This window comes from Ruegeria sp. CDSB113 (assembly GCF_059611045.1).
On the sequence record NZ_JBXWOU010000009.1, the window covers coordinates 154,760 to 178,991 of the forward strand.

21 protein-coding genes are annotated in these 24,232 nt (G+C 57.4%); 7 read left to right on the forward strand and 14 right to left on the reverse strand.

The annotated features are described in order from the left end of the window. The 5 genes from AC2FIS_RS16170 to AC2FIS_RS16190 all read right to left on the reverse strand — a co-directional run bounded on the left by AC2FIS_RS16170 (position 1) and on the right by AC2FIS_RS16190 (position 5,400). Entirely contained in the window at positions 1-609 is a 609-nt protein-coding gene (locus AC2FIS_RS16170) for a helix-hairpin-helix domain-containing protein (RefSeq protein WP_496774361.1), read from the reverse strand. A gap of 91 nt (positions 610-700) precedes the next feature. Next, on the reverse strand, positions 701-1,687 hold the full coding sequence (locus AC2FIS_RS16175; RefSeq protein WP_496774362.1) for a fatty acid desaturase: 987 nt from the start codon (positions 1,685-1,687) through the stop codon (positions 701-703). A 164-nt stretch (positions 1,688-1,851) separates the two neighbouring features. Next, positions 1,852-3,315 (reverse strand): ribosome biogenesis GTPase Der, encoded by a 1,464-nt coding sequence (gene der, locus AC2FIS_RS16180; protein WP_282120415.1) that lies wholly within the window; start codon positions 3,313-3,315, stop codon positions 1,852-1,854. A gap of 48 nt (positions 3,316-3,363) precedes the next feature. Continuing rightward, positions 3,364-4,686: an outer membrane protein assembly factor BamB family protein gene (locus tag AC2FIS_RS16185; protein WP_496774364.1), complete on the reverse strand. Its 1,323-nt coding sequence runs from the start codon at positions 4,684-4,686 to the stop codon at positions 3,364-3,366. Positions 4,687-4,728: 42 nt separating this feature from the next. Continuing rightward, positions 4,729-5,400: a hypothetical protein gene (locus AC2FIS_RS16190; protein WP_496774366.1), complete on the reverse strand. Its 672-nt coding sequence runs from the start codon at positions 5,398-5,400 to the stop codon at positions 4,729-4,731. Positions 5,401-5,625: 225 nt separating this feature from the next. Between AC2FIS_RS16190 and AC2FIS_RS16195 the strand changes: the two genes are divergently transcribed. Both AC2FIS_RS16195 and AC2FIS_RS16200 read left to right on the forward strand, forming a co-directional pair. Further along, positions 5,626-6,858 carry an efflux RND transporter periplasmic adaptor subunit gene (locus tag AC2FIS_RS16195; protein ID WP_496774367.1) on the forward strand — a complete coding sequence of 411 codons (1,233 nt, stop codon included), beginning with the start codon at positions 5,626-5,628 and terminating at the stop codon, positions 6,856-6,858. Next, a complete protein-coding gene (locus tag AC2FIS_RS16200) occupies positions 6,855-10,652 on the forward strand; it encodes an efflux RND transporter permease subunit (RefSeq protein WP_496774368.1) in 3,798 nt (1,265 codons plus the stop codon). The genes AC2FIS_RS16195 and AC2FIS_RS16200 overlap by 4 nt, the downstream gene beginning before the upstream one ends. A 45-nt stretch (positions 10,653-10,697) precedes the next feature. Here AC2FIS_RS16200 and AC2FIS_RS16205 read toward each other — a convergent pair whose 3' ends face one another. The 3 genes from AC2FIS_RS16205 to AC2FIS_RS16215 all read right to left on the reverse strand — a co-directional run bounded on the left by AC2FIS_RS16205 (position 10,698) and on the right by AC2FIS_RS16215 (position 14,381). After that, on the reverse strand, positions 10,698-11,021 hold the full coding sequence (locus tag AC2FIS_RS16205) for a hypothetical protein (protein ID WP_496774369.1): 324 nt from the start codon (positions 11,019-11,021) through the stop codon (positions 10,698-10,700). 158 nt (positions 11,022-11,179) lie between these two features. Next, positions 11,180-12,979 carry an ABCB family ABC transporter ATP-binding protein/permease gene (locus AC2FIS_RS16210; protein ID WP_496774371.1) on the reverse strand — a complete coding sequence of 600 codons (1,800 nt, stop codon included), beginning with the start codon at positions 12,977-12,979 and terminating at the stop codon, positions 11,180-11,182. A 79-nt stretch (positions 12,980-13,058) separates the two neighbouring features. Next, positions 13,059-14,381, reverse strand: coding sequence for a LysM peptidoglycan-binding domain-containing protein (locus tag AC2FIS_RS16215; RefSeq protein ID WP_496774372.1), 1,323 nt, complete (start codon positions 14,379-14,381; stop codon positions 13,059-13,061). Between the two features lie 126 nt (positions 14,382-14,507). Here AC2FIS_RS16215 and AC2FIS_RS16220 point away from each other — a divergent pair, with 126 nt between their 5' ends. Then, positions 14,508-15,059 carry an LOG family protein gene (locus AC2FIS_RS16220; protein ID WP_496774374.1) on the forward strand — a complete coding sequence of 184 codons (552 nt, stop codon included), beginning with the start codon at positions 14,508-14,510 and terminating at the stop codon, positions 15,057-15,059. Positions 15,060-15,109: 50 nt separating this feature from the next. Here the strand turns inward: AC2FIS_RS16220 and AC2FIS_RS16225 are convergent, their stop codons facing one another. Further along, a complete protein-coding gene (locus tag AC2FIS_RS16225) occupies positions 15,110-15,562 on the reverse strand; it encodes a baeRF12 domain-containing protein (RefSeq protein WP_496774376.1) in 453 nt (150 codons plus the stop codon). 690 nt (positions 15,563-16,252) lie between these two features. Between AC2FIS_RS16225 and AC2FIS_RS16230 the strand changes: the two genes are divergently transcribed. Continuing rightward, positions 16,253-16,528, forward strand: coding sequence for a hypothetical protein (locus AC2FIS_RS16230; RefSeq protein ID WP_496774377.1), 276 nt, complete (start codon positions 16,253-16,255; stop codon positions 16,526-16,528). Positions 16,529-16,710: 182 nt separating this feature from the next. On the opposite strand, the gene AC2FIS_RS16235 is transcribed toward AC2FIS_RS16230, so the two are convergent. Next, on the reverse strand, positions 16,711-17,310 hold the full coding sequence (locus tag AC2FIS_RS16235) for a superoxide dismutase (protein ID WP_496774379.1): 600 nt from the start codon (positions 17,308-17,310) through the stop codon (positions 16,711-16,713). A 101-nt stretch (positions 17,311-17,411) separates the two neighbouring features. Between AC2FIS_RS16235 and AC2FIS_RS16240 the strand changes: the two genes are divergently transcribed. Both AC2FIS_RS16240 and AC2FIS_RS16245 read left to right on the forward strand, forming a co-directional pair. Continuing rightward, positions 17,412-18,173: an FkbM family methyltransferase gene (locus AC2FIS_RS16240; RefSeq protein WP_496774380.1), complete on the forward strand. Its 762-nt coding sequence runs from the start codon at positions 17,412-17,414 to the stop codon at positions 18,171-18,173. A gap of 97 nt (positions 18,174-18,270) precedes the next feature. Continuing rightward, the gene (locus AC2FIS_RS16245; RefSeq protein WP_496774381.1) at positions 18,271-18,669 is read left to right on the forward strand and encodes a hypothetical protein; all 399 of its coding nucleotides are present in this window, start codon (positions 18,271-18,273) and stop codon (positions 18,667-18,669) included. A 46-nt stretch (positions 18,670-18,715) separates the two neighbouring features. Here the strand turns inward: AC2FIS_RS16245 and AC2FIS_RS16250 are convergent, their stop codons facing one another. Genes AC2FIS_RS16250 through AC2FIS_RS16260 form a run of 3 tightly spaced genes read right to left on the reverse strand, consistent with a single transcriptional unit; the run spans position 18,716 to position 22,662 of the window. After that, a complete protein-coding gene (locus tag AC2FIS_RS16250) occupies positions 18,716-19,282 on the reverse strand; it encodes a sarcosine oxidase subunit gamma (protein WP_496774382.1) in 567 nt (188 codons plus the stop codon). After that, complete coding sequence (locus tag AC2FIS_RS16255) at positions 19,275-22,289, reverse strand: sarcosine oxidase subunit alpha family protein (RefSeq protein ID WP_496774383.1); 3,015 nt, start codon at positions 22,287-22,289, stop codon at positions 19,275-19,277. Before AC2FIS_RS16255 ends, AC2FIS_RS16250 begins: the two co-directional genes overlap by 8 nt. Positions 22,290-22,332: 43 nt before the next feature. Next, positions 22,333-22,662, reverse strand: a complete 330-nt coding sequence (locus tag AC2FIS_RS16260; RefSeq protein ID WP_496774385.1) for a sarcosine oxidase subunit delta — start codon at positions 22,660-22,662, stop codon at positions 22,333-22,335. Positions 22,663-22,712: 50 nt separating this feature from the next. On the opposite strand from AC2FIS_RS16260, the gene AC2FIS_RS16265 reads away from it, so the two are divergent. Further along, the gene (locus AC2FIS_RS16265) at positions 22,713-22,874 is read left to right on the forward strand and encodes a hypothetical protein (RefSeq protein WP_233494721.1); all 162 of its coding nucleotides are present in this window, start codon (positions 22,713-22,715) and stop codon (positions 22,872-22,874) included. Positions 22,875-22,876: 2 nt separating this feature from the next. On the opposite strand, the gene AC2FIS_RS16270 is transcribed toward AC2FIS_RS16265, so the two are convergent. Continuing rightward, a complete protein-coding gene (locus tag AC2FIS_RS16270) occupies positions 22,877-24,121 on the reverse strand; it encodes a sarcosine oxidase subunit beta family protein (protein ID WP_496774387.1) in 1,245 nt (414 codons plus the stop codon). Positions 24,122-24,232: the final 111 nt, after the last annotated feature.

Here is a 24,232-nt window from a genome sequence, read left to right on the forward strand (position 1 = left end):
TTACTTCTTCGCCTTTTTCTTATCCTTCTTCTTGTCTTTTTTCTTATCTTTCTTCTTGTCCGTCTTGTCGGCCTTTTTCTTTTTATCTTTCTTCTTATCCTTCTTCGTCTTGGCCTTCACCTTGTCCTTGGCTTTCGAGAAGACGGCTTCCATCTCCTGAAGCTTTTTAGCGGCCTTTTCAGCCTTGGCTTTGGCCTTGGCCTTCTTTTTTGCCTTGGCTTCTGCCAGTTCGGCTGCGGCCTTTTCCTCAGCCGCTTTGCGCGCAGCCTCTTCCGCCCGCTTCTCGGCAGCGGCGGCAGCGATCGTTTTGCGGGGCGCTGTTCGGCGCGCTGCAGGCTTTTTGGCAGGCGCGCGGCGCGTACTTGTTTTCGCCGCAGGGCGTTTGGCGGCTGGTTTCGCCGCGGCGGGTTTGGCGGCTGGCGGTTTCTCTGCAATCGCCTCTTTCGCGGCGGCAATCAAGACGGCTGCGCGGGCTTTGCCGATACGAGGAACTTTGACCAGTGCAGCGGGGCTTGCCTTGGCAACGGCTTCAGCGGTTTTGAAGCCGTTGGCTGTAAGTGACTTTCCTAGCCCCTCTCCAACGCCTTTTATTGCGGTCACTGCGGTCATTCTTTGTCCTTTCCGATTTTCCCTGCGTTATCTTATGTATACCAGATACACGTTCTCACAAGCCAGTGCCCAGGGATGCAGGTCATTTGTGTCAGCTACTGTGTGCGAGGTTACCGGATTGATCCTTTCCGGGAAACGGAACAAGCCGCTTGGCGTCTTCGTCCCACAGTTTCAGGTTTAAAGCGGCAACAGCCTCGGGGAATTTGATCCGGCGGGGCGTGAATTCGGGCGGTAGGTTATAGTGGCATGCACGCAGCCGATAAGACGGAATGCGCGCATTGAAATGATGGATGTCGTGCAGCGTGATGCACGCAACCGCATTGTCGAACCACCACCCGAAATCCAGCGCCGATGATCCCTGAAGCGCCGCTAGTTGCGGGTCCAGATCCGGACGACGGTCCCAGTATGTGTCTTCGAAATTGTGCTGCAGATAGACCAAAAACACACCCAGCATCCCGCCCAAAAGCGAAAACACCAACCAGACCAGAATACCCGTGGCGCCAGCTATCAGGTAAAGAAGGCCAAGAAAGACGATGATCGACAAGTTGTGGAGCAATACCCCCTTCACGCCAAACCGAATCGTGTTTTTGGGCCACCGATAGCGGACGAAATACGTGAACAGAGCCCCGGCCGGAACCAGGATGAAGGGATTTCGGTAGAGCCTGTAATACAGGCGCGCTTTCCAATCCGCCTTGTTCCATTCCCGTACGGTCATTGTGTGGATTTCGCCCGTCTCACGGTGCTCGAGATTGCCGATTCCGGCATGGTGCAAGTTGTGATTCTGTTTCATCACCTCGAACGGAGCAAAGGTGAACGGCGAAAGCCCGTGGCCCGCCCACTCGTTTTGGCGACGTGTCTCAAACAGCGAATGATGCCCGCAATCGTGCTGAAGCACGTACAGGCGCACCGCCGAAAAGGCAAAGACGACCCCGGCCGGGATCATGACATACCAGCGATCCACATAGATGATCGCCAGCGCCAGCGATGTGAAGTACATCGCGAAGGTTCCAAAATAGCTCAGCGCGGCCAATCTGTTATCCTGAACCGCGTATTGCCGAGTGTATTCCCTCAGATCCATCCAGCCGCTCCTCACGTTGGTCAGGTCCAATGGTTGTCAAAAACTGGTGCGGAAGCTCCGCGTGAAATTACGCGCACACAAAAACAGATGCACGCCAGTGAATGCTAGCGCGGGGAAATGGGGCTGTCACGCCCTTCAGCCGAAAATGCTGAAAATTAGCGCAGTTACGCGCGACCTTTGAGATGTTTGGCCAAGGCGCCCGCGTTTTTCTTACGGCGTCCCTTGTACGGGTTCTTGTCCCCCTGTCCGCGCAAAGTCAGGCGGATCGGAGTACCGGGCATGTCAAAAGATTCGCGCAGACCGTTGACCAGATACCGGGTGTAACTGGCTGGCATCTTGTCAGGGTGCGAACACATGACGACAAAGCCCGGCGGGCGGGTTTTGACCTGAGTCATATACCGCAGCTTGATCCGACGACCCTGCGGGGCTGGCGGCGGGTGCTGCTCCAACATGGCTGTCAGCCAGCGGTTCAACGCGGCCGTCGGCACACGGCGGTTCCAAATGTCATGAGCCCGCAGAATCGCGGCACGCAACCGTTCCAGACCCCGGCCTGTCTTTGCCGAGACCGTCACCAGCGGTGCGCCACGCAATTGCGGTAGCAAACGTTCGAACGACTCTTTCAGATCCCGCAGCTTTTCCTGTTTATCTTCTTCGATGTCCCATTTGTTGATGGCGACAACAACGGCACGACCCTCGCGCTCGGCCAGATCGGCAATACGCAGATCCTGCTGTTCGAAAGGGATGGCAGCGTCCAGCAGAACCACCACCACTTCGGCAAATTTTACGGCGCGCAGGCCATCCGAGACTGAAAGCTTTTCAAGCTTTTCCTGAACTTTGGCTTTTTTACGCATACCGGCCGTATCAAAGATACGCATCGGCGTGCTGTCCCCGTCCGGGTCGGCCCAATCGATCCGCAGACTGATGGCATCGCGCGTAATACCAGCCTCTGGCCCGGTCAGCAGGCGGTCTTCCCCAATGATCTTATTGATCAATGTGGATTTGCCGGCATTCGGGCGGCCAACAACTGCCACCTGCAAAGGCTTTTCGGCGGTGATCATTGGCGTCTCGCCCTCACCGTCCTCATCCAGTTCGATATCGGTTTCCGGCGCATCCACGACCGCCTGTTCTTCGGCGGCATCGGCCAATGGCATAAGCTGGGAATAAAGATCGGTCATCCCCTCGCCATGCTCGCCCGACAGGCGCACCGGCTCACCCAGACCAAGGTTATAGGCTTCAAGCACACCCGCATCCGCCGCGTTTCCTTCGGCCTTGTTGGCCGCAAGGATCACGTGTTTGGAACGTTTGCGCAGAATCTCGGCAAACATCTCATCGGTTGGCGTGACCCCGACGCGCGCGTCAAGCATGAACAGACAGACATCTGCCATGTCCACCGCACGCTCGGTCAGGCGGCGCATGCGACCCTCAAGGCTGTCGTCGGTTGCGTCTTCAAGCCCCGCAGTGTCGATCACGGTAAAGCGCAGATCCCCCAAACGCCCTTGGCCTTCGCGCAAATCGCGCGTCACGCCGGGCTGGTCATCGACCAAAGCCAGACGTTTGCCCACAAGGCGATTGAACAGGGTGGATTTGCCCACATTCGGGCGCCCCACGATGGCGAGGGTCAGCGACATGATACTCAACTTTCAAGACTCAGACGCGCCCTTTAGCGCATCTTGCCGTCAACGGAAAGCGTGCAAATCACCTTTGGTCGACACGACGTACAGTGTTTGACCCGCCACAACCGGTGCCGTGGTCGCGCCACCCGGCACTTCGACACGGTTCACCAGTGCTCCGTCAACAGGGCTGAAGAACCGAACATAGCCGTCATTCGAGGCGATGACGATGCGCCCACCCGCCATGATCGGACCATAATGCGCGTAGACCGGACCGCGGCGTCCCGGCTTATCCTTAACAAAACCCGGCAGGTCCTGCGCCCAGACAATCGCTCCGGTCGCAGCGTCCAGCCGCACCAGTTGGCTGCGGTCGCTGATCAGGAAAATACTGTTGCCAGCGGCCCAGACGGTATCGACGGCCCCTTCGTCTGCGGTCCATATCCGTTCGCCGGAATTGGCGTCAAACGCGACTGTGCGCCCGGAATGGTTGCCGATATAGATCTTATCGCCCGCAACCATTGGTCCACCAGTTACATCGACGATCTGCGCCGCCGCACGTCCGCGACGTCCCCCGGCCACTGACGCGTTCCAGCGGCGAATACCCCCCCGACGGAACGTCGCTGCAACATCACCCGAGCCAAAGGCGAACACGGAAAAATCTGATGCAATCACTGGCGCCGGCGCACCCAGAACGTTTCCAACGCTTGGGGTGCCCTGAATTTGCCAGGCAATGCGGCCGTCCTTGGTGTTGACTGCCCAACCGGTTTCGTCACCGGCCACCAGATACAGCAGCCCGTTACTGACCAAAGGCGCGCCGCTACCGGTCGCATTCAGCCTTTTCTGCCAACGAACTGCACCAGTCTTGGCATTCAGTGCTGTCAGGCGGCCATAACCGGACGACACGTAAAGCACACCGTTGTCGTACGCCATGCCACCACCCGTGGCATCCGAGTCGCCATCACTTGGCGGAATAAGATCGGTGTTCCAAACAACCTGCCCTTGCGGCGACACTGCAGACACCGTTGCGCCGGCATCAAGCGTATAGATCAAACCGCCCGCAACAACGGGATCAGCCGTGATCCGTTGCTTACGCGAGTCACCTTGACCGATTGATGCGGACCAGATGCGCTGCGGCGTTGCGCGCAACTGTGCATTGGTCGTCCGGAACGCGGCCGTGCCCGGGCTTTGCGGCCAGCTCGCGTTGGCTCTTTGCGCCGGAAGGCTGATCGATTTTGAGCCGCGGGTTTCCACCGTTTCGGTATCGGAAGCGGGCCGGATATCTTCTCGCGGTCCCGGCAAGATTACCTCGGGTTCCCGGCAGGCGGCGACCAGGGTCAATGAAAGGGCTGCCATCGGCAATCCAATACGGGAGAATAGACTTGCTACCATGATGTTCCGAACTCGCCTGTAAGTTTTCCTGCCGCCACCGGATCAGCCCTGCCGGGCGATCAACGGCTCTGGTTCGCCACCCAGCGCTACAATCAACTGAGCCGCACGCTGTTGCTGATCCACGCCAACTTCTGCGTCCTGACGTAAGGCCTGAAGCCGCGTGATGGCCGCGTCAACATTGCCCTCGGACACATCGATCAGGGCCAACTGTTCTTCGGCCAGCAACCGCAACGGAGCACCTGGTGCGGCCAGCGCTTCGAACTGAAGACGGCGATCGGCCGCGGGCAGAGTATCGCTCTGCAGCAGCAGCGCCTTGAAAGCCGCGATCGCGCGATAGATTTCCGGCAGATCCCCTTGGGACGCAATGGCATTCAGGCTGGTAACCGCATCCTGCTCCGATCCGGCGTCAACCTGAGAGGCCGACAACAGCATGTTAAGAACCGCATCCCCACCCGGCGATTGCGTTTCGACAGCGGCAAGGCTGGCTGCACGGTCTTCTGACTGATTCTGTGCCAGCGCCGCCAGGATTGAATCACCTAAATCCTGCGCTTGACTGGTTGCGCGCGACTTGCGGACTTCATTGAATGCAGCACCGCCCACGATCAGGACAACCACAAGCACACCGACCCAACCCCATCTGCGCAATAGCAAGAACAGGCGGTCCCGGCGCACCTCTTCGGTCACCTCATCAATAAAACTGTCGACGTCGCTCATCCCTGCCCTCCGGGGCTGCATCCTTGGTGTATGGCGCCATGTCATACCCCGGCGCAATCGCCAAGCCAAGAGCCCGATTTTTTACAATCCCGCCGGTGGCCTGCCCTCTTGTAGAAAAAAATAAACCGAACTATTCAGTTTAGTGTGGAAACGATACATAATCGTCCCCACTTTCTAGCATGACCGCAAAAAATATGTGGCGCAGAATTCTGGGAGTAGTCCTGCATGCGATTGATTTCATTAGTAAACGCCGCTTTGGTTATTGTTGTTTTGTTTTTTTTGGTTTTCGAACGGGACAGCCTGTTCTCTTTCGCCGGGCGCGCGGAAGCCGAGGCCAGCCCTGAGGTTGCCAGCGAATCTGGCGAAGTCGTGGACGTGGATCAGGCGACGATTGGCGTCGTTGCCGTAAGGTCAACTGCACGTGAAATTGACAGCGCCGTGTTGTTGCGGGGCCAGACCAAGGCCAATCGTCAGGTCGAAGTTCTGGCCGAAACCACATCGACCGTCATCTCAGAGCCCAAGCGCAAAGGCACGTTCGTCGAAGCCGGCGATCTTCTGTGCGAGCTTGACCCAGGCACCCGCCCCGCCAGTTTGGCCGAAGCGAAGGCCGCCAAGTTAGAAGCCCAAAGCCGCATTCCAGAAGCCGAAGCCCGCCTGGAAGAAGCGCATGCACGCGTCGCTGAGGCCGAGATCAACCTGACGGCTGCGAATAAACTGTCTGACTCCGGGTTTGGATCTGAGACACGCAGAATCTCAAGCGAGGCTTCTATGAGAACCGCTGAGGCGGGTATCAAGACCGCCGAAGCCGGTCTTGAGGCCACCCGCGCCGGAATCGAAGCCGCAACCGCCGAGGTCAAAGCCGCGGAACGCGAGATTGACCGCCAGACCATCACTGCACCCTTCAAAGGATTACTGGAAAGCGATACCGCCGAATTGGGCAGCTTGATGCAGCCCGGCGCGCTGTGCGCGACCGTTATCCAACTGGATCCGATCAAGCTGGTGGGTTTTGTGCCGGAAACCGAGGTGAACCGCATCATTGTCGGAACCGAAGCCACGGCGCAGTTGGTCACTGGCCTCCAGGTTTCTGGTCGTGTGACATTCCTGAGCCGCTCGGCCGATGAAACAACCCGTACGTTTGAGGTCGAAATTACTGTTCCGAACCCGGAACTGGCCATTCGGGACGGCCAAACCGCCGACATCCGCATTTCGGCCGCCGGAGCCAAAGCCCATTTCCTACCGCAATCGGCACTGACCCTGAGCAATAACGGTCAACTCGGTGTCCGCACCATTGGCCAGAGCAACGTCGTCGATTTCCAGCCCGTCGTTCTTCTGCGTGATACCGCCGAAGGCGTTTGGGTCGGTGGCCTGCCGGAGACTGTGGACATCATCGTCATCGGGCAAGAGTTCGTAACCCGCGGCGTCACAGTTGAACCCACATATCGGGAAGCTTCGAAATGACCGGAATCGTCAGTTGGGCCGCTGGCCGGGCCAGAATGGTTCTGGCCTTCATCGCCATCTCATTGGTGATTGGCGGCTTTGCCTATGTCAGCCTGCCGAAAGAAGGCGAGCCAGACATTGAAATCCCTGCCCTGTTTGTCTCGGTTCAGTTTCCGGGCATCTCAGCCGAGGATTCGGAAAATCTGTTGGTCAAACCAATGGAGACCGAGCTTGCGGACCTTGATGGGCTGAAAGAGATGACCTCGACCGCCGCCGAAGGGTATGCGGGCGTCGCGCTGGAGTTCGATTTCGGCTGGGACAAGACCGCGATCATGGCTGATGTGCGCGACGCGATGAACAGCGCGCAAGCCGAATTCCCAGACGGGGCCGAGCAATACTCGTTGACCGAGATCAATTTCTCAGAGTTCCCCATCGTTATCGTCAACCTGACAGGTGCAGTCCCCGAACGCACTATGGCGCGGGTCGCGAAGGCTTTGCAGGACGACCTTGAGGCGATGGATTCGGTGCTCGAAGCCGGTATCGCGGGCAACCGCGACGAATTGCTTGAGGTCATCATCGACCCTCTTCGGCTTGAGGCCTACAATGTCACCGCTGCCGAGCTTATCGATGTGGTGCGCAACAACAATCAGTTGATTGCTGCCGGTGAGGTTGAAACCGCACAGGGCACATTCTCGGTCAAGATCCCCTCTTCCTTCAAAACCGCGCAGGATGTTTATGGCCTGCCGGTCAAAGTGAATGGCGACCGGGTCGTCACCCTGGGGGAATTGGCGCAGATCAACTATACCTTTGAGGACCGCGAAGGCACCGCCCGTTTCAACGGCGAACAAACCGTCGCGTTACAGGTGGTCAAGCGCAAGGGCTACAACCTGATCGACACAGTCGAGGGTGTGAAACAAACCATTGCCGCTGCGCAGGCCAAATGGCCGCCCGAGATGCAGGCCGCAATCCAGCTGGGCACTTCGAACGACCAAAGCCGCATCGTCGGCTCGATGGTCAGCCAGTTGGAAGGCTCGGTTCTGACGGCCATCGCACTGGTGATGATCGTTGTTCTGGCCTCTTTGGGCACACGCGCCGCATTGCTGGTGGGTTTTGCGATCCCGACCTCATTCCTGCTGTGTTTTGCGTTCCTGGCAGTCATGGGCATCAGCATCTCGAACATCGTGATGTTCGGTCTGATCCTTGCGGTGGGTATGCTCGTCGACGGGGCCATTGTTGTCGTGGAATACGCTGACCGGCGCATCAAAGAGGGCGTCGGCCCGATGCACGCCTATGTCGAGGCTGCGCAGCGTATGTTCTGGCCTATCGTGTCATCCACGGCCACAACATTGTGCGCCTTCCTGCCGATGCTGTTTTGGCCGGGTGTCCCGGGTGAATTCATGGGCATGCTGCCTGTCACGCTGATCTTCGTTTTGTCCGCTTCGTTGATCGTTGCACTGATCTATCTGCCTGTCATGGGCGGTGTTTCGGGACGTCTGAGCCGGGTTTTTGACCGCACATCCGACTGGCTGCGCGCACGCACCCGGTGGTGGGTTCGTGCGGTTATGGTGCCGCCATCGCTGTACCTGATCTTCCTTGGTGCGATGCAACTGCTGAATCCGACCTATCTGTTACCCGAAGGCGCATTCGGAGCAGTTCTGCTTGGCGCCTTCCTGTTCATTTTTGGAGCATTTGCCGGTTCTGTTACGTTGAGTGCCGCCAAAATAGAACGCGCACCCGATCAGCATGTGCATACAGCACGCGAACACACACCCTTTGGCTATGTCATCAAGTTCCTCGTCGGCAACCCAATCATGCCGATTGTTTCGATTGTCGTCATTGGCTTCGCCGTGATGTCAGTCATGACCGCATTTGGGAACAACAATCGGGGTGTAGAGTTCTTCGTCGAAAGCGAACCCGAGCAAGCCACGGCCTATGTTCGTGCACGTGGCAACATATCGCTGGTCGAAAAGGACCAAATGGTACTGGCGGCCGAAGAAATTATCAGCGCACATCCCGCAGTCGTGAACGTGTTTTCCTTTGCCGGGGAAGGCGGACTGAACCAAAACAATGGAGGTGCGCAAGCACCGGCAGACACTGTCGGTCGCGTCCAGTTTGAAATCATCCCGTGGGAAGACCGGCCTAACGTGTCCGAACCGATCTTCGGCGGGTTGATCGACCGTGAAACGGTTGCCCCGGAATATGACGGTGACTTCGTGCTCGATCAATTGAACGCCGAACTTGCGAAAATTCCGGGCTTCATCGTGGAAATCCTACCGCTGGAACAGGGTCCGGCCTCGGCCAAACCCGTTCATTTGCGCATCAAGGCGGATGGCTGGGAAGAACTGAACTCAGCCACTGCTGCGGCCCGTAAAACGTTCGATGAAACGCCCGGCCTGATCAAGATCGAAGACACCCTGCCCTTGCCGGGTATCGACTGGCAAATCGACGTGGATGTTGCCAAAGCGGGTCGTTTTGGCGCGGATGTGGCAACCGTGGGCGCGATGGTGCAGCTGGTCACGCGCGGGCTGCTGCTGGGCGAAATGCGCCCCGACAGCGTGGACGAGGAAATCGAAATCCGCGTTCGCCTGCCCGATGAAGACCGGGTTTTGTCGACATTGGATACGCTCAAGGTGCGTACGCCGGATGGGCTGGTGCCTTTGTCGAACTTTGTCACCCGCAAGCCTGTGGCCAAACTGGCCGAGATCAACCGGATCAACCAGCAGCGCTATTACGATGTGAAAGCGGATGTTGAGCCAGGCTTGAGCAAAGTTGTGGTAGACAATGAAAATGGCACAGAGCAACGGCTGGCAATCGTGCGCGAGGTTGTCGACGGATCCGAACCTACCGGCGCGACGCTAACCGCCCCGACAGGCAATATCTATGAGCTGGTGACGCTTACAGGCGCAGAAAACGTCGACGTCATGCGGTCTGATATTGAATCCGGCGACGCCCGGATTAGCCTGATCAATCCCAACGAACGCATTGCAGTGCTGACCGAGTGGCTTGAAACCAATCCCTTCGGCAGCACCGTCAGTTGGGAATGGACCGGCGATCAGGAAGATCAGGCAGAAAGCCAGGCTTTCCTGTCCAGCGCTTTCCTGGCTGCTTTAGGCCTGATGTTTGTGATCCTGCTGGCGCAATTCAACTCGTTCTACAACTCGGTGCTTGTTCTGCTGGCCGTTGTGCTTTCGACCACCGGCGTTCTGATCGGGATGATGGTCATGCAGCAACCGTTCTCGATCATCATGACCGGTACAGGGATTGTGGCCTTGGCAGGGATTGTGGTGAACAACAACATAGTTCTGATCGATACATATCAGGAATATAGCCGATATATGCCCCGGATCGAGGCGATCATCCGCACGGCTGAAGCGCGTATCCGGCCGGTTCTACTGACCACCTTGACCACGATGGCCGGTCTGACGCCGATGATGTTCGGATTGTCGCTGGACTTCATCAATGGCGGCTATTCCATCGACAGCCCAACTGCGCTGTGGTGGAAACAGCTGGCTACGGCGGTTGTGTTCGGGCTTGGTATTGCAACGGTTCTGACCCTGATCGTGACGCCATCGTTCCTGGCCCTGCGGGTGTGGGTCACCACCTATGCGGTATGGCTGGCCAAGGCGATAGCTCGGGCCACTGCAGGCCGTTCCAGCCAAATCGCCCAGGATATGGCCGTTGGTCACGCTGCCCGTCAGGTACAGGCCACCGAGGTTGTCTGGGGTGATGAAACACCCGCCGCACCTGCACCGGATGCAGACAAGGATGAGCGTCCCGATCACCCACCAACATCGCCCCTCAAGGCGGCTGAGTAACATAAATGGCGAACCCCAGGGTTCGCCATTTTTCTTTTCTATGACTTAGTCGGTGAATACATATTCACCCAAATCACACAGATTCAGGCCGAAGTCTTCCGCCGACGACCCATCGTCGAACGCCCCCCGAATATCGTAGATACATGTGGTCAGACCATCCGCGATGACAACATCGATTTCGTAGTCGGGCGCGACATAGCCACCGCTCAGCAGGTTCCCCTCCCAGCTGCCGGAAGATGCAGGTGAGACATTGAACTCGACCAGATCCGCGCTGGAATCATTTACAACCAGAAATTCAAGATCCTCGGCAAATGCCGAAGTCGCCGTAAGAACAGTTGCGGCCAAGGCTGCTGCTGCACGCATTTTCATTAGATATTCCTTTGATTAAGGTCCGGCCAAAGAACCTGGCACCGTGACTTTAGGTGATTTGTCACCAAGGAAAATGAACGTCAAATTAAACTTGGAGGAATGAACGCATTTTTGCAGTGCTGTTCTACCTGGTCTCTGGAATTACACAGGTGAACGGATCAGGCCGCGTCCGCTTGCTGGCGACTCCAGAGCTGCGCGTAACGGCCCTCGCGCTTCAAAAGCTGGTCATGGGTGCCTTGTTCAAGGATTTCTCCGCGTTCCAGAACGACAATGCGGTCCGCTTCGGCAATGGTGCTAAGGCGGTGCGCGATCGTCAGCACGGTCCGTCCCTCACCAGCCCGTGCCAATGCGTCCTTGATGTCCTGTTCGGTATCTGTGTCCAGCGCCGAAGTCGCCTCATCCAACAGCAGGATCGGCGGGTTCTTCAGAAGGGTGCGCGCTATGCCCACTCGTTGTTTCTCGCCACCCGACAGCTTCAGGCCCCGCTCTCCAACCGTGGTGTCATAGCCTTCGGGCAACGTCACGATAAAGTCGTGAATCTGCGCAGCTTTGGCAGCCGCTTCGACTTCTTCCTGCGTGGCCCCGTCCCGGCCATAGGCGATGTTGTACCGGATGGTATCATTGAACAGCACCGTGTCCTGCGGCACGACGCCAATGGCCGCGTGCAGGCTGTTCAGGGTCACGTCGCGCACGTCCTGCCCGTCGATCTTCAACGCGCCCCCAGTGACATCGTAGAACCGGAACAGCAAGCGGCCTATCGTTGATTTACCCGAACCTGTGGCACCGACAATTGCAACAGTCTGGCCAGCAGGTACCGTCAGCGATACACCTTTGAGGATCTCGCGGTCCGCATCATAGCCAAAGCGCACATTGTCCAATGTCACCTCACCACCACTGACCACCAGATCTGGCGCGCCGGGCTTGTCCTGCACCTCGGTCGGTTGTTCCAGCAAGTCGAACATCTGCCCCATATCCACCAGCGATTGGCGGATTTCCCGGTAGACGGTGCCCAGGAAGTTCAGCGGCACAGTAATCTGAATCATATAGGCGTTGACCATGACGAAATCGCCGACGGTCAGCGTCCCTTGCTGCACCCCCATGGCCGCCAGAACCATCACGCCGATCAGCCCGCAAGTGATCAGAAGGGACTGACCGAAATTCAGGAAGGCCAGCGAATACGCCGTCTTAAGCGCTGCCCCGGCATAGGCCTTCATCGACACGTCGTACCGTGCCGCCTCGCGCGATTCAGCATTGAAATACTTGACGGTTTCGAAATTCAGCAGGCTGTCGATGGCGCGTTGGTTGGCCTCGGTATCCTGATCGTTCATTTCGCGGCGCAGTTTCACCCGCCATTCGGTCACCGCAAAGGTGAACCAGATGTACAGCGCGATGGTGACAGCAACGACAACCAGATACCAGACGTCGAACAGCCACATCAGAATGATCGCGACCAGCAGCAGTTCCAGGATCAACGGACCGATGGAAAACAGCAAAAAGCGCAGCAGGAATTCCACACCTTTCACACCACGCTCGATGATCCGGCTCAGCCCCCCGGTGCGGCGCGTTACGTGGTAGCGCATGGACAGCTGGTGGATGTGCTGGAAGGTCTCCAATGCCAGTGCGCGCAAGGCCCGCTGCCCTACCGGGGCAAAGGCCGCATCGCGTAACTGCTGGAAACCAACGGTCATCATACGCGCAACGCCATAGGCCACGGTAAGGCCAACAGCGCCCAACGCCAGTGGCGGAACACCCTCGCCCGCCAGCCCATCGACCGCGCCTTTATAAAGGATAGGGGTATAGACGGCGATCAGCTTGGCCAGAACCAGCATGCCCATGGCCAGAACGACGCGTCGTTTTACCCAAGGCTCATCCTCGGGCCACATATAAGGCGCAACCTTCCGGATCGTGCGCCAGCCAGAGCGGCGGTCGTCGGGCGTGGGCGTATCGGCTGAGGTCATTGGCGCTGCTCGTCTCATCACGTACCTGATCTGCGGTCAGAGATAGACCGCTGGCCCACCAAGGGCCAGCAGCAATAGTTCATTCCGGGATGGTGAATATCTGACCGGGATATATCAAATCAGGATCGCGGATCGCGTCGCGATTGGCCTCGAACAATTTCACGTAAAGGATACCATCGCCGAACCGGTCGCGCGAAATGGCCCAAAGCGTGTCGCCTTCCTGCACGGTGACCGCCCGGATCGGGGGCGCATCTGGTTCGCCCTCGGGCGCATCATTGGCCTCTGCCGCGCGCAGTATTTCCAGCGGTTCGCGTTTGAACGGCGTTTCCAGCCGGCTGACCACGGTGCCGTCCGAGGCGATTTCATCGACGCGCAAGGTATAGATGCCGGGATCAATTCCCTCGAGTTCGCTGCGCCATTTACCATCATCAACCGGTGACAGATCATCGACAAGCTGGTTGTCCAGATACAGTCGAACCGCAGACCCGTCTGGGACCCGGCCGGTAAGCTCTACGTCGCCAACGTCGGAATAGCCGATCGTGTCCAAAGCCACCTCGTCCGAGGCGTTGGGTTCGGCAGTTGGAGACTGAACCAGCTCAACCCCGTCTTCGCCGGAACGCAGAATGGCAACTTGTTGATTTTCATCGCCTTCTGCAGTGGTTTCTTGTGCCGTCTCCTGGGGTTGATCCGCAGACGGTTCCGCAGTTGCATCCGCCGTTTCAACATCACCTGTGGTTGTCGCTTCATCTGTTGGCTCTGACGAGGATGTGTTTTGCGTCTCTGCCGATCCATCATTGGTGGGCGCCGCGTCACCTGTTTCGGCGGCAGCGATCTGCTCGGTCGTCGGTTCCGGTTCAGGCAAGGCTGCAATCAAATAGTCGTCGGAACGAACGGGTTGATCCTCGCCCGCAGTTTCCAGCGTAAGCCCGCGTGCATCGTCTGAGAATGGGATCGAAAGGAACTCGGCAAACTGACCGGTGTTGTCGACGGTAAAGCTGTGCACTTGCTCACCATCCAGCAAGACACGAACATCCGTGCCTGGCTCTGCATTGCCAGAAAGAACGGTATTGCCGTCGGGCTCAACAAAGATCTGGTCCAGAGTCGGTGGCGCGACACCCGGGTCGGCCTCGGCGGTATCAGTCGCTGGTGCGACCGTGGAGTCAGATGGATCAGCGGTTTCCGGGTCCTCAATTGCCGTGCTCTGATCCTCAGCTGGGGTGGAAACCGAACTGGCCTTTTCCGTGGTTTGGACGGCGGTGTCTTGCTGCGGTGAAGCTTCCTGAGGACCCGTCCCGAAGACGCCGGACAGGTACAACCCGCCCGCCCCGACCAATGCAACGATGCCGGCGATCACCCCCCAGGTGAATGTCCCGGAGCTTTCGCTTCCCGAATTGGAGTCCATTCTTTTCCTTTCGCTCCGCAGCGCAAGTGCTTTGAGTATAACACATTCTGCCTGACGGTTGAGCCAATCTATCAATCCCGCTATCACGGGTCAAAACACCATATACAAGCCCGGAGAAGCCATCCCATGTCTCAGAAATCTGTCTGTGTGTATTGCGGGTCACGAAATGGCGCGAATCCGGCCTATTCCGGCGCGGCGCAACACTTCGGAACCCTTTTGGCCGAAGAAGGCTGGCGACTGGTCTACGGGGCCGGGGATGTGGGGCTAATGGGTGAGGTCGCGCGGGCCGCGCAAGCCGCCGGTGGTGACACGTTCGGCGTCATCCCCGTGCATCTTCTGCAACGCGAAGTCGGCAAAACGGACCTGACCCGCTTCGTGGTCACCGAGACTATGCACGAACGTAAGAAGGTCATGATCATGAACGCCGATGCAGTCATCGTCCTGCCCGGCGGTCCCGGGTCGCTGGACGAGTTGTTCGAGGCGCTCACTTGGCGTCAGTTGGGCCTGCACGAAAAGCCCATTCTAGTCATGAATGTGGATGGGTATTGGGATACGCTGCACGAGTTGTTGCAACAGGTCATCGGCCAAGGCTTTGCCGATGCGTCGCTGTCAGACTTCATCACATGGGTCGACGGCCCCAACGCCGCAATGTCAGTGCTCAGGAAAGTTCTGAACTAACGCGGCTGGTAAAACGGGCGGTCAGAACCGCCCGTTTAATTTCACCGAATTCAAGTCGCAGGGGCAAGGCGCTGTCGCAACACTTGTTCAACCTTGTGCAGCGGGTGATTGGTCAGGGTTTTATCAACCTCGGCAACCACTTTTCCCAGCACTTCGCTGTGCAACCGCCGACGCAGCAACCCCAGAACATGCGGGCTGGCCACCAGGACCAGACGTTTATAGGCCCCCTTTAATCCCTTGCGGTTCAACAGGTTGGCGACATCCTGCACGAACAGGGATTTCGCGTGGGTTTTCCATTTGCTCTCTTCCACGGCCGATTTCTGATGTGGCGCCGTGTCAAAACGACGACCGGCCCGGTCGGAAGGCTTGGACCTTGGTCCATCGCTTTCCTCGACGGATACGACGACCAGATTGGGATCTTCGGCGTCGGTTATATTCTCCATGAACAGCGCCTTTTCCCCGTCGGCAATGACAACCCATGTTCCCTGTGCAAGTTCGACCATTGTGTTCTCCTGTAATGGCGTTTTTTGGCCATCCCTCATGGGTCAGGCACAGCTTACCCGAGACGCACCGAAGTCTTTCAGCGCGTTGCCTGACCGTTTTCTTAGTGGTTTGCGGCTCTCTCCCTCCGCATACTTTAGCTAGGTATTGCAGGGCGGCGTACAATAGGTCTCAATTCGAAAGTTGACGTATAGGCAGGTTTTCTCCTGTGGCGTCACAAGGCCGAATAAGTAACATCGAATGGCACTGCTCCACTGAAGTCAACTATCCGAACAGAGGTGCCATTTCGGGTATTGCGATGAAGGGCCGGTATCTAATTCGGTTAAGGCGAGTGCTCCTTAATCTGACGCAGGTTTTGTCATATTTTTGATACAGTTCCGTGCAAGCGTAAGATTGTGATAGAACAGACCGTCATCCAATCATCGAAGCTACGCGTGGCCAGCATGCCTATCATGTGGACTTGCTTGGGACTAATTTGGCCTATACTTTACATTTTCGCAATTCACCCCGCTGACTATATCGGGACATTTTTCAAACCATTGTTCGCGCTTTGCGCTTTGGCGAGTTGTGCTATTGCAATGCGCGCGGGCCGAAGAATTTGGCGCGTTTTCAACACACCGGGCGATTGGAAAGCTACAATCGGCGGAGGCAGGCTAATATGGGATGCAGCCATACCTTGCGAGAATTTACCGATGGATGTCGCACTCGGGGGTATTGTGAAGGCGCTGCGTTTGGAAACGAGCCGTACGGGTAAAGACAGCGATGGTGAGTACACCGAAACCAGCCAACGCTTCGAGCTTCATTTGACCGATGGCCGCGTCCTGATCTTTGATCGCGAAGCCACAGGCATCAACCCACACCGAGTATTTCTGGCGCTTGCACAAAATGGTATTCGTTATGAACTTTGGTCGCAGGATTGCACAAAGGGCAGTGTCAATACGTCGAAGGTACTTCAGCGCTCTTGTTGAAATCTTTCAACGTTAAAACAATCATTTACCAGCATCGCAGCATCCTCCACTTTGCGTTCCAACCAATCGTTCGATATCGATTGCAAACGCGAAATCGGTGCCAGAAACAGCCATCCCGAACAGAAAAGACCTGCCAGTGTCACCACCAGCAGGCCCTTGAAAAACCCTTATTTGGTTAACAATCACATCCGCGATGCAACGTTTTCCCAGTTCACCAGATTGTCGACGAAGTTCGACAGGTAAGCCGGACGCTTGTTGCGGAAATCGATGTAGTAGGAGTGTTCCCACACGTCGCAACCCAGCAGAGCTGTCTGACCAAAGCACAGCGGGTTAACGCCGTTTTCAGTCTTGGTTACAGCCAGCGAGCCGTCGGCGTTCTTGACCAGCCACGCCCAGCCCGAGCCGAACTGACCAGCACCAGCAGCGCTGAACTGCGTCTTGAACTCGTCAACCGAGCCGAAGCTTTCGGTCAGGGCTTTTTCCAGGTCACCCGGCATTGCGTTGCCGCCGGGGCCCATCATTTCCCAAAACTGGTTGTGGTTCCACAATTGGCTGATGTTGTTGAAGATGCCGTTTTGCGCGACGGCATTTGCGTCGTAGGTGCCAACGATGATCTCTTCCAGCGACTTGCCGTCCCACTCGGTGCCGGCGATCAGCTTGTTGCCGTTGTCGACATAGGCCTTGTGGTGCAGGTCGTGGTGATATTCCAGTGTTTCCGCGGACATACCCTTGGCTGCCAGCGCGTCATGTGCATAAGGAAGATCAGGAAGTTCAAAAGCCATATCGGCCCCCTGTTAAAAATGTAAGTTGCGGTTCCCAAGGTTAAATGCTTTGGCAGCCGCCGCAGGTCAAGAGCCGAGACAAGAAAACCCGGAGGCAGGCGATGCTTACACAGGCGCGCAAGATGTTTTACCGTGCCCGCGGATACTATGCGGGCCAGTTGAATGGCGAGCCGTTTCGGCTGGACCCTTATCATTCGAAATTTTGGCGCAAGGCGTCTGATGGCAAGTGGGAGCCTGAAACCTTCGCGGTACTCGACAAGTATCTGTCGGCAGATCGGGATTATCTGGACATCGGCGCGTGGATTGGCCCCACGGTCCTGTACGGTGCCCGCAAAGCACGTCACGTCTGGTGTTTCGAACCGGACCCGACGGCATTTCGGCATCTGGCCTGGAACCTCGACCTGAACAACATCCACAACGTTTCGGCCTTTGGCGTGGCGTTGTCGGACCAGTTCGGAGTGGCCCGCATGGCGTCGGTGCGCGGCGAGCCGGGCGATTCCACCAGCTCACTTTTGCATGACGGAACACATGGCAACGACGCCTTGACGATCGCATGGGGCCAGTTCGAGGCCGTGAATGACCTTTCGGGCGTATCTCTGGTCAAGATGGATATTGAGGGGGCTGAGTTTTTTGTGCTGCCAACGATCCTGCCCTGGTTGAAACGGACGCGACCTACTCTGTACCTCTCACTCCACTCACCGCTTTTGCCCGAAGAGGACAGACATCAGCGGACCTCAGACCTGCTGAACAGTCTCTCCTTTTATTCTGAAATTACTGACGAAACCGGACGCCCGCTGGATGTTCAGAAAGCGCTCAGCCCAACGGAAATGACACGGTACCGTACGGTTTTGTTTACTGGCTAGAATGCGGAGGCCTGTCGAAGTCGGTGTTTCCCCCACTTGCAGCCCAAGCGCGAGCTTGTTGAAGTGCGCCCACGGAATAGTTTGAAGGATAACAAAAATGAAAGCTTCGCTTACGGCGATTGCTGCGATGATCGTTTCCGCGCAATCGGCAATTGCGGCTCCCGTGACATATACTTGTAGTCTCGACAATCAGGATAGTAGCGGATGGATTGCGCCGCAGTATGTATTCAATATTGAATCAGGTTCCAAACACGCATCTCACACAACGAGAAGTGGCGGTATTGCATCAAGTAAGCTTAGAGTAGATAGAAAAGGGAATTTTCGCATAAGTTGGCAAGAAAAACCGCAGGCTACAAACGGTCAGAATTTCTGGATCGACTACTTTGCCAGAATTGACACCAAGCAGAACACCATCAGTTTGCGGGGTGTTTTTGTTCAGCGCTGGATAGCGAACCCTCCTAAAACATTCGGTAAGTGTAGTGTGACAACGAAGTAAGCCGAAAAAGCCCTGAGTACTCAGAGCTTTTTCAATGTTTGATAAATCAGTAAACCCCAACTTCGCTGCCGGGCTGCGCCGCAACTTTAAGCAGCTTGAACACGTAGTCTGCGGCCGACCGGAAACAGACAACGCGGAAGGTTTCAGCGTCATCCATCCAGAACGCCCCTGCCACCTGAGCCAGGCGCGAGCGGCGGATCTGACCAGGTTGAAATGCCTCAGCCGACAGCTCGACTGGGGCAAGTTTGCCCAGCACCTCACGCGCATTGCTGCCCGAGATACGGAACACCGCGCGGGCGTCCGAGACGTTGACGGCCAACGCGTGTGTACCGCTTAGCGCGTTGGTCATGGCCGCCAGTTTGGCCTCAACCTCGGCGTAGGGAACAAGCACCAGTAATTCATCGGTGGACATCCAGCAGACGCCGGACTCACCATCGCGCAGAGCTTCGCGCTGACCGGGCATTTTCTGACCCGTTGCGTCCTTGACGGCCTTGGCTAACACCTTGTCGGACAGGTCGCCGCGCAAGGTAATCATACCCTGCAGGCCACATTCCTGGATCTTGGCGATGCCATCATAGCTTGCGTGGTTCAGTGCGCTGATGGGTTCAGACATTCTGCTTCTCCCCGTCCTTATCGAAGAAGATCGGGTCCACGATCTTAGCTTTGTAGGTTTTGCCATCGGTGCCTGGGAACTCGACGATCTCGCCCATGCGGTCAGGGCCGTGCTTGATCAGACCCATGGCGATACCCTTGCCCAGATTGGCCGAGTAATAGGTCGAGGTCACGCGCCCGATCATGTTGCGCTGACCATTGGCGTTGACCCCCTCGCCGACTGCGTAAGCTCCGTCAGGGATGACAGAACCATCCACAGTCTCAAGGCCGACCAGTTTCCAGCGGTCCGGATCGGCCATGTGGCTGCGCGAATGGGCACGTTTGCCGAGGTAGTCCTCTTTCTTTTTGGAAAGCGCCCAGTGCAGCCCCAGATCCTGTGGGATCACGGTGCCGTCGGTTTCGTCCCCGATCATGATAAAGCCCTTCTCGGCCCGCAGGATGTGTAGACATTCGGTGCCGTACGGCATCACTCCGAATTCCTTACCTGCCTCCATCAGAGCGGTCCAGAAGGCTTGCCCCTGGCTGGCCGGAACCGAGATTTCACAGCTCAGTTCACCTGAGAATGAAATCCGGTAGACCCGGCAATCGAAACCACCGATCTGCCCATCGCGCCACTCCATGAATGGCAGCGCCTCAGCGCTGACATCCATGCCGCCTAGCTTTTCAAGCACCTTCCGTGCGTTGGGGCCGACAACCGCCACCTGAGCGTATTGCTCGGTCACGTTGGCGACGTAGACCTTCCAGTCCCACCACTCGGTCTGCAGCCATTCTTCCATATGGGCATGGATGCGTTCGGCTCCGCCGGTGGTTGTGTGACACAGCCAGGTATCCTCGTCGATGCGGGCGACAACGCCGTCGTCGATCAGGAACCCGTTTTCCGAGCACATCAGGCCATAGCGGCATTTGCCGATCTTCAGCGTGGACATCATGTTGGTGTACATCATGTCCAGGAATTTGCCGGCATCGGGGCCTTTGACGATCAGTTTGCCAAGTGTCGAGGCATCCAGCAAACCGAGATTGTCGCGGGTGTTCTTCACCTCGCGGTTCACTGCATCGTGCACGGATTCGCCGGGTCGCACATAGGCATAGGTCCGGCGCCAGTGACCGACCGGCTCCCAATCGGCGCCGTTCTTATCGTGCCAGTTATGCATCGGTGTTTGGCGGATCGGCTGGAACACCTCACCCCGCGCTTCGCCGCCAATCGCACCCATCGAGATAGGGGTATACGGCGGGCGGAAGGTGGTGGTTCCAACCTTCGGGATTTCCGATTCCAATGCATCAGCAAGGATCGCTAGGCCGTTGATGTTGCTCAATTTACCTTGATCGGTCGCCATGCCCAGCGTGGTGTAACGCTTGGTATGTTCGACGCTTTCATAGCCTTCGCGCGCGGCCAGCTGCACGTCCGAGACCTTGACGTCATTCTGGAAATCCAGCCACGATTTCATGCGCAGCTGCACATCGGCGTTGGCGGGCATCAGCCAGACCGCTTCCATAGCAGCCTCTTGCGTGGTCTCACCAGTCGGAGCCTTGGTGTTCTTTGGCTTGAAACCAGCTGCTTTGGCGGCGGCTTTGCCCGCAGCGTGCGCGTCCGTCAGAACATCGCCCAATCCAAGAGGGCCATTAGACGCACCAGCAGCCACAACAAATCCCTCGCCGTTCGCGCCCAGTGGTGGCCGTGCCGGATCGGGGCGGAAATGTGCGTTTGCCTCATCCCAGATCAGCTTGCCACCGCAATGCGACCACATGTGAACAACCGGGGACCAACCGCCTGACATGGCAACCGCGTCGCACTCAACTTCTTCGCGAGCGCCACCGATGCCTTCCTGATTGCAGATCTCGACCTTTTTGACGCGCTTGCCGCCTTTGACTTTGGCAATGGCCTTGCCGGGGTCGACCCGGATGCCAAGCTGTCGCGCCTCTTCGGCCAGCGGCCCGGCTGCAGCGCGCGCATCGATCACACGCAGAACATCAACACCTGCCTGCTTGAGGATGATCGCCGTGCGATATGCGTCGTCATTGTTGGTCGCGACGATTACACGTTCGCCCGGGGTGACGCCCCAATTCACCACATAGTCGCGCATGGCTGCGGCCAACATGACGCCCGGAACATCATTGCCTGCAAAAGACAGCGGGCGTTCGATTGCGCCTGTCGCAGTGACGACCTGCTTGGCCCGGATACGCCACAGGCGATGACGTGGACCTTGTGTGCCCGGTTTATGGTCGTTCAGACGCTCATACCCCAGCACATAACCATGGTCGTAGACGCCCGCGCCCATGCAGCGGTTGCGCATGATTACGTTGTCCATTGTTTCCAGTTTGGAAACCAATTGTTCCACGAACTTATCCACAGGCTCATCATTGACGGTCCCGCCATCGACCGGAGCACGCCCGCCCCAATGCGCGGTTTGCTCGATCAGCAGAACCTTGGCGCCAGTCTCGGCCGCCGCCATGGCCGCCTGCAACCCGGCGACACCGCCACCGATCACCAGAACGTCGGTGAAAGCGTAGAAGTGCTCATAAGTATCTGCGTCGCGGTTGTCCTTATCGGGTGCTTTACCCAGACCGGCCGACCGCCGGATGATCGGCTCGTAGACATGCTTCCAGAACGGCTTGGGGTGGATGAATGTCTTGTAGTAGAAGCCCGCTGGCAGGAACCGCGCCAGTGCAGTGTTCACAGCACCGATGTCGAATTCCAGGTTCGGCCAGTGGTTCTGTGAAATTGAGGTCAGACCGTTGAACAGCTCGGTCGTGGTGGCGCGCTGGTTCGGCTCGAACCGGTTGCCCTGCCCCAGGCCGACCAGAGCGTTCGGCTCTTCCGCACCGCTGGCGACAACACCGCGGGGCCGGTGGTATTTGAATGACCGGCCCATCATCATTTGATCATTGGCCAGCAGGGCCGAGGCAAGCGTGTCGCCATCGTACCCCTGCATCGACGTGCCATTGAAGGTGAATGTGACCTGTTTCGACCGGTCAATCAGCCGGCCTTGTTTTGCGAGACGGGTGCTCATGTTGCGGACCTTTCGCAGGCGGAATTAGGGATGGCGGCGCAGATCATTCGTAGTCTCTCCACTTCCAGCCAGGGCGCTTTGCAGTGATCGCGTCCTTGAGTTCTTTCGGCGGCTCGGTGGTCTGGGCGGAATAGGTTCCGAACACTTCGAGCGTTTGTGTGCAGCGTGCGGCGTGGAACCACTTGCCGCAGCCGTTGCTGTGGCGCCAGCGTTCGAAATGAACGCCTTTGGGGTTTTCACGCATGAACAGGTAGTCGTGGAATTCGCCATCCGACGAGCCGGGACCGAAGCGTTTCAGATGCGCCTCACCTCCGGCGGACAGTTCAGATTCTTCGGCGTCAACGCCACAGTAGGGGCAATTCAGGATCAGCATGAGGCTACTCCTCGCTTGAATTCTTTGGACCACACGCCCAGATTGTAGGTATGGATATTTTGACCATTGTATTGACCGTAGTCGGCACGCTCGTCTTCTTTGGCCTGATCGCCTTTTTCATTTTCCGATCCGAGGAAACTAAAACCATCAAACCAAGATCTGACAGCCCGAATAGTTCCGAAACCATTCATGGGGCACATTGGGGCGACTGACATCAGTGTGCCACCCCGGCCGCGACGCTTTCGTCAATGAAGCGGCCCTCTTTGAAGCGGTCCAGCGTAAAGGCTTCGGTCAGCGGTGAGTGACCTGTGGCCATCAGCTGCGCCATGCCCCATCCCGATCCAGGGATCGACTTGAAGCCACCCGTGCCCCAGCCACAGTTGATAAAGCAGCCGCCCAGTGGCGTTTTCGACAGTATCGGAGACCGGTCACCAGTCATGTCCACAATCCCGCCCCACTGGCGCAGCATCTTCAGGCGCGAGATCATCGGGAAGGTTTCGACCAGTGCGCGAACGGTTTCCTCGATATGATGGAAGCTGCCGCGCTGGGTGTAGTTGTTGAAGGCATCAGTGCCGCCGCCGATCACCATCTCGCCCTTGTCGGACTGTGACATATAGCCATGCACTGTGTTGGCCATCACGACCACGTCCATGCAGGGTTTGATCGGCTCGGACACCAACGCCTGCAGCGCGATTGCCTCAAGCGGCAAACGGAAGCCCGCCATCTCGGCCAACTGACCGGAATGGCCCGCAACCACCATACCTAGCTTGTCACAGTCAATCGAACCTTTGGTGGTATCGACACCTACAACGCGGCCATTCTCGGACCGAACACCTTTGACTTCACACTGCTGGATAATATCCATACCCATCGCGGAACAGGCGCGTGCATAGCCCCAAGCCACAGCATCGTGGCGGGCGGTGCCACCGCGTTCCTGCCACAATGCGCCCAGAACCGGATAGCGCGGGCCGTCGATATTGATGATCGGCACCAGCTCTTTGACGCGTTCAGGGGTGATCCACTCGGTCTGAACACCTTGCAATGCGTTGGCGTGCGCCGTGCGCTGATAGCCGCGAATTTCGTGATGGGTCTGGGCCAGCATCATAACGCCACGGGGGCTGAACATGATGTTATAGTTCAGGTCCTGGCTTAGATCCTCGTACAGGCTGCGCGCTTTTTCGTAGATCGCTGCCGAAGGGTCCTGCAGGTAGTTCGAGCGGATGATAGTCGTGTTCCGACCGGTGTTACCACCGCCCAGCCAGCCTTTTTCGATCACGGCGACATTCTGGATGCCGTAGTTCTTACCCAGATAATAGGCCGTGGCCAGACCATGACCGCCCGCACCGACGATGATCACGTCGTATTTCTTCTTGGGTTCGGGTGAACGCCAAGCGCGTTCCCATCCGGTGTGATAGCGCAGCGCTTCGCGCGCTACAGCAAAGGCTGAATAGTGTTTCATAGGCGAATCCATCCGGTTCGGTGATTGCGCGAAGATATGCCGCGTAACGCCAGCGCGCCCCTGCCGTTCAACGCCGTAATATCGCACTATTGCGACATAGGCCCCATTATT

Coding starts and splice junctions, on each gene's coding strand:
- AC2FIS_RS16225 (WP_496774376.1), bottom strand. CDS start 15,562: ATGGTCGAACTTGCACAGGGAACATGGGTTGTCATTGCCGACGGGGAA.
- AC2FIS_RS16265 (WP_233494721.1), top strand. CDS start 22,713: ATGGATATTTTGACCATTGTATTGACCGTAGTCGGCACGCTCGTCTTC.
- AC2FIS_RS16170 (WP_496774361.1), bottom strand. CDS start 609: ATGACCGCAGTGACCGCAATAAAAGGCGTTGGAGAGGGGCTAGGAAAG.
- AC2FIS_RS16235 (WP_496774379.1), bottom strand. CDS start 17,310: ATGGCTTTTGAACTTCCTGATCTTCCTTATGCACATGACGCGCTGGCA.
- AC2FIS_RS16175 (WP_496774362.1), bottom strand. CDS start 1,687: ATGGATCTGAGGGAATACACTCGGCAATACGCGGTTCAGGATAACAGA.
- AC2FIS_RS16200 (WP_496774368.1), top strand. CDS start 6,855: ATGACCGGAATCGTCAGTTGGGCCGCTGGCCGGGCCAGAATGGTTCTG.
- AC2FIS_RS16250 (WP_496774382.1), bottom strand. CDS start 19,282: ATGTCTGAACCCATCAGCGCACTGAACCACGCAAGCTATGATGGCATC.
- AC2FIS_RS16190 (WP_496774366.1), bottom strand. CDS start 5,400: ATGAGCGACGTCGACAGTTTTATTGATGAGGTGACCGAAGAGGTGCGC.
- AC2FIS_RS16255 (WP_496774383.1), bottom strand. CDS start 22,289: ATGAGCACCCGTCTCGCAAAACAAGGCCGGCTGATTGACCGGTCGAAA.
- AC2FIS_RS16245 (WP_496774381.1), top strand. CDS start 18,271: ATGAAAGCTTCGCTTACGGCGATTGCTGCGATGATCGTTTCCGCGCAA.
- AC2FIS_RS16260 (WP_496774385.1), bottom strand. CDS start 22,662: ATGCTGATCCTGAATTGCCCCTACTGTGGCGTTGACGCCGAAGAATCT.
- AC2FIS_RS16185 (WP_496774364.1), bottom strand. CDS start 4,686: ATGGTAGCAAGTCTATTCTCCCGTATTGGATTGCCGATGGCAGCCCTT.
- AC2FIS_RS16195 (WP_496774367.1), top strand. CDS start 5,626: ATGCGATTGATTTCATTAGTAAACGCCGCTTTGGTTATTGTTGTTTTG.
- AC2FIS_RS16270 (WP_496774387.1), bottom strand. CDS start 24,121: ATGAAACACTATTCAGCCTTTGCTGTAGCGCGCGAAGCGCTGCGCTAT.
- AC2FIS_RS16215 (WP_496774372.1), bottom strand. CDS start 14,381: ATGGACTCCAATTCGGGAAGCGAAAGCTCCGGGACATTCACCTGGGGG.
- AC2FIS_RS16230 (WP_496774377.1), top strand. CDS start 16,253: ATGGATGTCGCACTCGGGGGTATTGTGAAGGCGCTGCGTTTGGAAACG.
- AC2FIS_RS16205 (WP_496774369.1), bottom strand. CDS start 11,021: ATGAAAATGCGTGCAGCAGCAGCCTTGGCCGCAACTGTTCTTACGGCG.
- der (WP_282120415.1), bottom strand. CDS start 3,315: ATGTCGCTGACCCTCGCCATCGTGGGGCGCCCGAATGTGGGCAAATCC.
- AC2FIS_RS16240 (WP_496774380.1), top strand. CDS start 17,412: ATGCTTACACAGGCGCGCAAGATGTTTTACCGTGCCCGCGGATACTAT.
- AC2FIS_RS16210 (WP_496774371.1), bottom strand. CDS start 12,979: ATGACCTCAGCCGATACGCCCACGCCCGACGACCGCCGCTCTGGCTGG.
- AC2FIS_RS16220 (WP_496774374.1), top strand. CDS start 14,508: ATGTCTCAGAAATCTGTCTGTGTGTATTGCGGGTCACGAAATGGCGCG.